Origin of the sequence: Nonomuraea sp. NPDC047529, assembly GCF_040642995.1 — a bacterium.
Lineage (GTDB): Bacteria > Actinomycetota > Actinomycetes > Streptosporangiales > Streptosporangiaceae > Nonomuraea.
This window is the reverse complement of sequence record NZ_JBEYTJ010000062.1, coordinates 37,970-46,828: the sequence shown is the minus strand read 5'-3', so window position 1 is coordinate 46,828 and position 8,859 is coordinate 37,970. Positions and strand designations below refer to the sequence as shown.

Genomic DNA, 8,859 nt, shown 5'->3' with positions numbered 1-8,859 from the left:
CCCGCGGTGTCCGCGTCAGAGCCGGGCGAGCCAGTCGAGGAGGATGGCGTTGACCTCGGCGGGCCGCTCCTGCTGGACCCAGTGGCCGCAGTCGTCCAGGAGACGGGAGGAGACCAGGCCCGGCAGGGTGGCGGGGAAGGCGTCGATCGCGGCGGAGAGCCATCGGGTGGTGGCGTCGTCGGCGCCGCCGACGAACAGCGAGGGCTGGGTGACGGGCGCGCCGTCGTGGGGCGCGAGGTCGGCCCAGTCGCGGTCCATGTTGCGGTAGCGGTTGAGCGCGCCGGTCAGGCCGGTGCGCTCGAACTCGGCGGCGTAGAAGTCGAGGTCGGCCTCGCTCAGCCAGCCGGGCAGCGTGCCGTCCGCCGGGAACCGGTCGCGCATCCTGCCGCCCGGGGCCACGAACAGCGGGTGGGGCGCGTCCGGGCCCGGCATGGTCCCGGCGGACAGGGCCGCGTACGTGCCCGCCAGCCAGCCCCGGACGTCCGGCTCGATCTCGGCCTCGGCCCGGCCGGGTGTCTGGAAGTAGCTGACGTAGAACTCGTCCGTCCCGCCCATGGCGGCGAACACCTCGGTGGGACGCGGCCCGCCGCGCGGCGTGTACGGCACGCTGAGCATGGCGACCGCGCGGAAGACGTCCGGCCGCAGCAGGGCGCTGTGGGCCGCGATCGAGGCGCCCCAGTCGTGGCCGACGATCACCGCGGTCCGCTCGCCCAGCGCCCGCACCACCGCCACGCCGTCCTCGACCAGCTCGGTCATCCGGTACGCGGCCACGTCCGCCGGCTTGGACGAGCGGCCGTAGCCGCGCACGTCCACCGCCACCGCCCGGTACCCGGCGGCGGCCAGCGCCGGGAGCTGGTGCCGCCAGGAGTACCAGGACTCGGGGAAACCGTGCACCAGCAGCACCAGCGGCCCCTGCCCCGCCTCCACGAGATGGACGCGGCCGGCGGGGGAGGGCGCCAGGCGGTGGACGCCCTCGGCGACCGGGGTGGGCTGTGACATCGTTCCTCCACGCACGTGTGTCCTGGTCTGTCACCAGGATCATGCGCGGCCCGTGCCGCGGCCCGCCAACTCCGTTGCCGTTTCGGCAAACCCTGCGCTAAAGGTCGGTGGCGATGATCTTCTCGATGTTCCGCTCGGCCAGCGCCGTGATGGTGACGAACGGGTTCACCGTGGTGTTGCCGGGGATCAGCGAACCGTCGATGACGTACAGGCCGGGGTGTCCGGCCAGGCGGCCGTAGTTGTCGGTGGCCCGGTTCAGCACCGCGCCGCCGAGCGGGTGGTAGGTGAGGTGGTCGCCCCAGATCTTGTACACGCCGAACAGGTCGGTGCGGTAGATCGTCCCCTCCTTGGAGTTGATCTTGTCGAAGATCGTCTTCGCCATGTCGATGGACGTCTGCTTCCAGGCGGTCTGCCAGCTCAGGTCCACCTTGCCGGTCGCGGCGTTCCAGGAGAACTGCGCCCGGTGCGGGGTGTTGGTGATCGACAGGTAGAACGAGGCGTACGTCTCGATCCCGGTCGGCAGCGGCGCCACCTCGGCGAACGCGCCCCCGGCCGTCCAGTTGTCGATGCCCGCGCACGGGATGGCCGACTGCAGCTTGCCGGTCGGGTCCCACAGGTGGTTGGCCCGGCCGCACATCACGTTGCCGTTGTCGCCCCAGCCCTTGCCGACCTCGTCGTTCAGGCCGGGCAGCGCGCCGGTGGCCTTCAGCCTGACCAGCAGCTTGCTGGTGCCGACGCTGCCCGCGGCGAAGAAGACCCGGGCGGCTGTGACGGTCTTGGCGGCGGTGACCGAGCCGTCGGTGGCGAGCTGGTCGATCCGGACGGTGTAGCCGCCGCCCGCCGCCGGGGCGACCGAGGTGACCCGGTGCAGCGGCGAGATCGTCACCTTGCCGGTCGCGCCCGCCCGCGCGAGGTAGGTCTTCTGCAGGGACTTCTTGCCGTGGTTGTTGCCGTACAGGATCTCGCCGGCCAGCGCCGACTGGGGGGCCGTGCCGGCCGCCTCCTGCTTCATGTAGTCCCAGTCGTACACGTCGGGCACGAAGGTGAACGGGAAGCCGGAGCGCTGGGCGTGCTTGCGGCCGACGCGGGCGTACTGGTAGCACGCGGTGGTGTCGAACCAGGCCGGGTCCACCAGGCCGACGCCGAGGCCGGAGTTGGCGCGCGGGTAGTAGACGCCGTACATCTCGTCGGCGTCGACCGACGGCAGCACCGAGGCGAAGTTCTCCCGTTTGGGCGTGACGGCCATGCCGCCGTTGACCAGCGATCCGCCGCCGACGCCGCGGCCCTGGTAGACCGTGATGCCGGCGAACTCCTCGGCGTCCAGGATGCCGGTGTAGCGAGGGATGTCCCGGTCGATGGGGAAGCCGAGGAAGTAGTTGAGCGGCGCCTTGGTCCTGGTACGCAGCCAGTACGAGCGGTAGTCGGGCTCGCGCGTGTTGCAGAAGATCTTGCCGTCCGGGCCGGGCGTGTCCCAGGCCATGCCCATCTCGATCATGTGCACCTCGACGCCCGCCTGGGCCAGGCGCAGTGCGGCCACCGAGCCGCCGTACCCGGTGCCGATCACCAGGGCGGGGACGCGGGCGCCGTCCGCGATCGGGCCGGCGGCGACGGCAGCGGCGGCGGCGCGGCCGGGCAGGGCGGCGGCGCCCAGGAGGGAGGCGGTTCCGGCGATGAAGGTGCGGCGGCTGGGGTTCATGTCACGGGCCCTCGCTCGGTCGGCTGGACGGAGACTCGGTCGGTCTGACGGAGGGGGACGGGCCGCCGGTCAGCATGCAGGCCGTGTCGAGGCCCAGCACGTGGTTGAGCCGGCCGAAGGCCCACCAGGAACCGATGCTCATGCTCAGTTCCACGATCTCCTTCTCGCTGTAGTGCTCGGTCATCCGGGACCAGAACTCCTCGTCGAGCCCGTGGTGGTCCAGGGCGTACCGCTCGGCGTACTCGGCGGCGAGCCGGGTGCGCGCGTCGAAGGCGCCGGTGGTCCGCCAGCCGGCGACCGCGTCGGCGAAGCCGTCCTCGACCTTGACGCCGTCGCGCTCGGTGCGCCAGTCGAGGCAGAAGACGCATCCGTTGATCTGCGCGATGCGCAGCCGGGCCGCCTCGAACTCGCGCAGGCCCAGCGTGGTGTGGGCGTAGACGGCCATGGAGAACTTCGAGGCGGCGGTGCCGATGCCGGGGACCATCTCGCCCCAGACGTAGGCGATCGGATCCTTGCCGCCGGGAACGTCGACGATCACGGGTTCTTCCTTCCGAGCCGGCCGGACGCGGGGCGCAACGGGACGTCGAGCGCGTCGTACAGACCGGGCGGGGCGGCGGCGAGCCAGTCGACGGCGTTCACCAGCCGGCCGGCCGCGGTGGCGTTCCCGCCCGCCGAGCGGTTGCCGCCCTCGTCGGTGGCCTCGATCGTGACCTCGATGCGCGGGCTGCCCTCGACGATCACCCGGTGGGCGCCGTCGCCGCCGTCCGGCGGGAGCGGCCAGTCGGGGGCGCAGGAGGGGTGGATGCGGGTGACGTGCTCGATCACGATGCGCGGCTCACCCTCCACGACGCCCTGCACCTCGAACCGCACCGCGCCCTGGGTGCCGGCCTCGAACACGCCCATGCGGGCGGTGGTGACCGTACGGTCGAGCGGGCGCCGCTCCACGACCTCGCGGATCTCCTCCAGGGTGACGCCGAGGGCCCGCGCCATCAGCCGTACCTGGCCGCCCCACACCATCGACGGGACCGTGGGCGCGATCATCGGCGGCTCGTACTCCATCGGCTCGCCCATGCCGACCATGTACCGGACCGCGTCCGGGCGGTCGTAGCCGGAGTAGTCGAAGATCTCCTGGCAGCGGATCACGTCCACGACCGAGCCGAGGCCGCTGAGCAGCAGGGGAAGCAGGTCGTTGCCCCAGCCGGGGTCGATGCCGGAGGCGAACAGGGAGCCGCCGCCCTCCGCGACGGCGGCCAGCACCTGTTCCCGCAGCTCGGGCGGGGCGCCACGGTGGTCGTAGAGGGCGTACAGGGAGGGCGTGACGACGACGGCGCCGGCCCGGATCGCCCGTACGACGTCGGCCAGGGCGTCGTCGGGACGCAGGTCGCCGGAGGCGGCGTACACGACGGCGCGCGGGCGGGCGGCCAGGACGGCGGCGACGTCGTCCGTGGCGGTGACGCCGAGGTCGCGGCCGAGACCGGCGAGCTCCCCGGCGTCGCGGCCGACCTTGCCGGGGGAGTGCACGAGGACGGCGGCGAGACTGAGGTCGGGATGGGCCTCCACGGCCCTGATGGCGGCGCGGCCGACGTTGCCGGTACCCCACACCACGGTGGACGTCATGGGCGGAGCGTAGCAAGCGCTTGGTTTGGTGTACAGGGCCCCTCGCCGGGGGCCGTCAGCCTGTGACGGCCTTGATGAAGAGGTCTCCTGTGGCGGTCTTGAGCAGCTCGGCCTTCCCCGTGGCGGGATCGATGAGGGCCACGTCGGCGTTCCCCTCCATCGTCACCACGACGCGGCTCCCGCTGAACGCGATCCCCCTGTGCGTCGCGTCGGCGAGGTGGTCTCCCGTGAGCCGGCGGTCGCCGGACCGGTCCTTCGGGGACAGCAGCAGCAGGGTGGGGTCGTCGTAGTCGCCGCCCAGGGCCGCCACCCGTCCGTCGGCGGAGGCGGCCAGGTCCACGTCCCACGGCTCCCGCAGGGCCGTCACCGTGCGGAGGGTCCTGAGACGGAGGTCGTAGAACCGCAGCCGGCCGCATCGCGGCGAGTACACGGCCGGCCCGGTGCGCGGGACGTACACCATGCTCTCGCCGAAGCCCCCGCAGGGCTTGCCGTCGTCGTCCCGTGGCGGCCGGAGCCGGGTCCCGCTGAGCCGGGGAGCCGTCACGTCGCGCACCACGGTGACCGCGCCGGGAGGCGGGTCGTCCCGGTCGACGGCGTCCTGGCGGCCGGGGCCGTCCCGGCGCTCCTCGGTGGCGCCGATCACGAGGCCCACCCCGCCGCCGGCGAGCGGGCCGAGGGCGAGGCGGTCGCCGAAACGGTCGGCGACCTCGGAGGCGCCGGGCACGCCGGGCGTCTCCTGGGTGATCCGCCGGACGAACACGCCCTTCCTGAACAGGTAGACCGCGCCTCCCGGCCGCTCCCGCGGCGCGCCTATCGCGACCAGGTCGCCGTAGGCGGCGACGGCCTCGCCGAAGGCCGCGTCCTCCTGCGGCAGCGGCGAGACGAGCTTGCGCGGCGGGGCGGCGGCTCCGCCGTACAGGACGTAGACCCCGCCCGCCCCCCTCCGGCCCGCCACGGTGAGCGTACGGGTGCCGACGACGAGGTCGGCGCAGCGGTCGCCGTTGACGTGGGCCATGGTCACCGACCAGCCGAAGCCCTTCATCCTGTTGCCCGGCGGGGTGGGGACGTGGATGACCTTGCCCGCCGACAGCACGTGCACCCGGCCGGTGGTGCCCAGGTAGCCGAGGGCGACGTCGTCGCCGCCGTCGCCGTCGAAGTCACGGGCGCTCGCCCCCGAGCAGTCGCCGCGCTCGGGCCGCACGACCGGCGGCCGGGTCGCGACCGCCACGGACGGGACGGGGGTGGGCACGGCCGTGGTCACCGGCACGGCGACGGGGCTCGGCGCGGGGGCGGGACCGGGCGCGGAGCAGGCGGTCAGCGCCCCGGCCAGCATCACCGCCAGCGGACGGTTCGGGAACCGCATACGACGACACCCCCTTGTCGATCATGCCATCCTTGTCGTGCCGCCGGTTCCCCGGCAACCCGCCGCCGGTCAGGTGGCGGCGTCCAGGGCGATGCCGTACAGGTGGTCCACCCGGATCCTGATGACCAGGCGGCGGCCCTTGGTCATCTCCTCCAGGAAGGCGGCCTCGTCCGCCGGGTCGGGGAAGCCGCCGGCCATCTCCAGCAGCTCGCGTCCGGCCGCGTCGCCCGGCGTGAGCGACGGCTCGGAGATCTCCGCGCGCCCTTCCGCGACGGCGTACGACAGCACGCTGTCGCCCTGGAGGTGCACCGACGCCCGCGGGTCGGCGAGCAGGTGGCGCACCTTGACGCGGCCCTCGGCCGAGGAGATGCGCAGGACGCGTTCGGCGGCGTCCCAGCGCAGGGCCATCGAGGCCAGGTGCGGACGGCCGTCGCGCTTGAGCGTGGCCAGCACGCCGAAGGGCTGGCGGGCGAGGATGTGCAGGAGTTCGTCCTCGGTGAGAGGGCGGGCGCCAGGGCCCTGTCCGGGGCCGTAGGTGCGCTCGGTCATGATGATCAGCTCCGTTTCGTGGAAGGGGTGTCAGAGGGCGGCCGGCTGCTCGGTCCGGGGCGCCTCGGCGGGCGCGGCGGACCGGGGCCGGCGCAGGACGGTCAGGGCGACCACGACGGCCGCGGCGAGCAGCCCGGCCGAGGTGGCGAAGGCCAGATGGTAACCGCCGGTCAGCGCCGCGGCCTCGGCCGCCCCGCCGGCCCGCAGCTCCTGCGTACGGGAGGCCGCCAGGGTGGTCAGGACGGCCACGCCCAGCGCCATGCCGATCTGCTGGGTGGTGTTGAACACCCCGGAGGCCAGGCCGGCGTCGTCCGCGCGGGCGGCCGACATGCCGAGCGCGGTCAGCGCCGGCAGCGCCAGCCCGCCACCCGCGATCAGCACCATGACCGGCAGCAGATCGGTGACGTAGTCGGCGTGCACCGGCACCCGCGTGAGCCAGGCCATCGCGGCCAGCAGCAGCACCAGCCCGGCCAGCAGCACGGCGGGCGTGCCGAAGCGGGCGCTCAGCCGCGCCGACACGAACAGCGACACGCCGCCGATCGCCACCGCCGCCGGGAGCATCGCCAGGCCGGTGCCGAGGGCGCCGTACCCGAGGACCTTCTGCATGTAGAGCGCGACGATGATCTGGAAGGCGAACATCGCCGACAGCGCGAGCATCTGCACGACGTTCGCCCCGGCGACGTTACGGGAACGCAGCACGCGCAGCGGCATCAGCGGCGTGCGCGCGGTGGCCTGACGCAGGAAGAAACCGGCGAGCAGGGCCAGCGAGACCGCGCCGAACGCCAGGGTGTGCGCGGAGAGCCATCCGTGTTCCTCGACCTTGACCACGGTGTAGATGCCCAGCATCAGGCCCGAGGTGACCAGCAGCGCGCCGGCCACGTCGGCGCCCCGCGCGAGGCCGAGGCCGCGGTCGGCGGGCAGGGCGCGCAGCGCCAGTGCGATCGTCGCCAGCCCGATCGGCAGGTTGATGAAGAAGATCCAGTGCCAGCTCAGCGCGTCGGTGAGCACGCCGCCGAGCACCTGCCCGATCGACGCGCCGGCCGCGCCGGTGAAGCTGAAGACCGCGATCGCCCTGGCCCGTTCGCGCGGCTCGGTGAACAGGGTCACCAGGATGCCGAGCACGACGGCCGAGGCCATCGCGCTGCCGACGCCCTGCAGGAAGCGGGCGGCGATCAGCATGCCCTCGCTGCCCGCCGCGCCGGCCAGCAGGGACGCGCCGGTGAACACCGCGTTCCCGGCCAGGAACAACGTCCTGCGGCCCACGAGGTCGCCGAGCCGGCCGGCGAGCAGCAGCAGCCCGCCGAACGCGAGCAGGTACGCGTTGACGACCCAGCTCAGCCCGGCGGGGGAGAACCCCAGGTCGCGCTGGATGGCGGGCATGGCCACGGTGACGATGCTGCCGTCGAGGATGGTCATCAGGGCGGACGTCGACAGCACGGCCAAGGCGGTGTGCCGGGAGGTGAGGGACATGGTCGTCTCCTGTTCAAGGGGTGCAACAAGAGAGACCGTAGCAGATAGTTCCGTTGCAGACGATATGCGACGGAACTATTTAGCCGCGCGCCCTGGCCCGCCGGACCGGCTGCGGGGCCTCGACCGGGGTCTCCAGGTGGCCGGTGACCAGCCGGTTCAGGGCGCGTACCAGCACCTCCCGCTCCTGGTCGGGGATCGAGCCGAGGGCCGCGGTGTGCACGCCGTCCACGATCTCCTGGCTGCGCCGCGCCACCTGTGCGCCCTTCTCGGTCACGGCGATGATCCGGGCCCGCCGGTCGGTGCTCGACGGGCGCCGCTCGGCCAGTCCGGCCTTCTCCAGGGCGTCGACGGTCACCACCATCGTGGTCTTGTCCATGTCGCCGATCTCGGCGAGCTGGATCTGCGTGCGCTCCTCCTCCAGGGCGTGCACGAGCACGCAGTGCATGCGCGCGGTCAGCCCGAGCTCGGCCAGGGCCGCCGCCATCCGGGTGCGCAGGACGTGGCTGGTGTGGTCGAGCAGGAACGACAGGTCGTGCTCGGTGCGGGCGGGCGCCATCGAAGTCATGTCATCGAGGCTATCAAGTCATCCCGTAGCGGATTATCCGCTGAAGAACGTCCGCCCTGACGGTCTAGCGCAAGTTGATCTCACTATGTATGTTCGGACAGAAGGAAAGTTTCGTCCATGGAGGTATGGTGGGCAAGAAGTTTCACGTTCTGGCATTACCGATCGCCGTGGCCGCCCTGGCCGCAGTGGCGTCCCCCGCCCAGGCGGCGACAGGGTACGACCGCTGCCAGGAAGGCAACTACTGCCTCTTCTCCGGCCTCGACGGCACCGGGGACATCGTCCAGCTCCAGGCGAGCACGGCCAGCCTGGCCGCCCTGGGCATGGGCGATCGCGCCAAGTCCGACTGGAACCGCACCGACACGCTCATCCATCTCTACTCCGAGTCCGACTACGGCGGCTGCTCGGCCGTCACCGGCCCGCGCGGCAAGGGCAACTTCTACAGCACCTTCCGCGACTTCTTCGACTCCGTCCGCTTCGGCGGCCCCAACGGCCCCGCCTGCTCCATCGGCGGCGACGAGCTGACCATCAAGCGCGCCGCGACCGTCGACTCCCACGGCTGACCTTCGAACCCTCCGGCCGGCCCCGCCGATTCGGCGGTGG

General features: G+C 72.8%; 9 protein-coding genes. 1 reads left to right on the top strand and 8 read right to left on the bottom strand.

What is annotated here, in order from left to right; genetic code table 11:
* Positions 1 to 15 precede the first annotated feature (15 nt).
* From ABZ815_RS49455 to ABZ815_RS49420, 8 genes are all read right to left on the bottom strand, one after another.
* Positions 16 to 999: an alpha/beta hydrolase gene (locus ABZ815_RS49455; protein WP_357709543.1), complete on the bottom strand. Its 984-nt coding sequence runs from the start codon at positions 997 to 999 to the stop codon at positions 16 to 18.
* Positions 1,000 to 1,096: 97 nt separating this feature from the next.
* The gene (locus tag ABZ815_RS49450) at positions 1,097 to 2,695 is read right to left on the bottom strand and encodes a GMC oxidoreductase (protein ID WP_357709540.1); all 1,599 of its coding nucleotides are present in this window, start codon (positions 2,693 to 2,695) and stop codon (positions 1,097 to 1,099) included.
* A gap of 1 nt (position 2,696) precedes the next feature.
* Complete coding sequence (locus ABZ815_RS49445) at positions 2,697 to 3,233, bottom strand: carboxymuconolactone decarboxylase family protein (RefSeq protein WP_357709537.1); 537 nt, start codon at positions 3,231 to 3,233, stop codon at positions 2,697 to 2,699.
* Entirely contained in the window at positions 3,230 to 4,312 is a 1,083-nt protein-coding gene (locus tag ABZ815_RS49440) for a dihydrodipicolinate reductase (RefSeq protein ID WP_357709534.1), read from the bottom strand. The genes ABZ815_RS49445 and ABZ815_RS49440 overlap by 4 nt, the downstream gene beginning before the upstream one ends.
* A gap of 55 nt (positions 4,313 to 4,367) precedes the next feature.
* Positions 4,368 to 5,675 (bottom strand): hypothetical protein, encoded by a 1,308-nt coding sequence (locus tag ABZ815_RS49435; protein WP_357709531.1) that lies wholly within the window; start codon positions 5,673 to 5,675, stop codon positions 4,368 to 4,370.
* Between the two features lie 69 nt (positions 5,676 to 5,744).
* Complete coding sequence (locus tag ABZ815_RS49430) at positions 5,745 to 6,224, bottom strand: TIGR03618 family F420-dependent PPOX class oxidoreductase (RefSeq protein WP_357709528.1); 480 nt, start codon at positions 6,222 to 6,224, stop codon at positions 5,745 to 5,747.
* A 30-nt stretch (positions 6,225 to 6,254) separates the two neighbouring features.
* Positions 6,255 to 7,694: an MFS transporter gene (locus ABZ815_RS49425; protein WP_357709525.1), complete on the bottom strand. Its 1,440-nt coding sequence runs from the start codon at positions 7,692 to 7,694 to the stop codon at positions 6,255 to 6,257.
* A gap of 79 nt (positions 7,695 to 7,773) precedes the next feature.
* Entirely contained in the window at positions 7,774 to 8,259 is a 486-nt protein-coding gene (locus ABZ815_RS49420; RefSeq protein ID WP_357709522.1) for a MarR family winged helix-turn-helix transcriptional regulator, read from the bottom strand.
* A gap of 128 nt (positions 8,260 to 8,387) precedes the next feature.
* Here ABZ815_RS49420 and ABZ815_RS49415 point away from each other — a divergent pair, with 128 nt between their 5' ends.
* Complete coding sequence (locus ABZ815_RS49415) at positions 8,388 to 8,819, top strand: peptidase inhibitor family I36 protein (RefSeq protein WP_357709519.1); 432 nt, start codon at positions 8,388 to 8,390, stop codon at positions 8,817 to 8,819.
* The last annotated feature ends 40 nt before the right edge of the window (positions 8,820 to 8,859 follow it).

Coding starts and splice junctions, on each gene's coding strand:
- ABZ815_RS49455 (WP_357709543.1), bottom strand. CDS start 999: ATGTCACAGCCCACCCCGGTCGCCGAGGGCGTCCACCGCCTGGCGCCC.
- ABZ815_RS49450 (WP_357709540.1), bottom strand. CDS start 2,695: ATGAACCCCAGCCGCCGCACCTTCATCGCCGGAACCGCCTCCCTCCTG.
- ABZ815_RS49440 (WP_357709534.1), bottom strand. CDS start 4,312: ATGACGTCCACCGTGGTGTGGGGTACCGGCAACGTCGGCCGCGCCGCC.
- ABZ815_RS49435 (WP_357709531.1), bottom strand. CDS start 5,675: ATGCGGTTCCCGAACCGTCCGCTGGCGGTGATGCTGGCCGGGGCGCTG.
- ABZ815_RS49430 (WP_357709528.1), bottom strand. CDS start 6,224: ATGACCGAGCGCACCTACGGCCCCGGACAGGGCCCTGGCGCCCGCCCT.
- ABZ815_RS49425 (WP_357709525.1), bottom strand. CDS start 7,694: ATGTCCCTCACCTCCCGGCACACCGCCTTGGCCGTGCTGTCGACGTCC.
- ABZ815_RS49420 (WP_357709522.1), bottom strand. CDS start 8,259: ATGACTTCGATGGCGCCCGCCCGCACCGAGCACGACCTGTCGTTCCTG.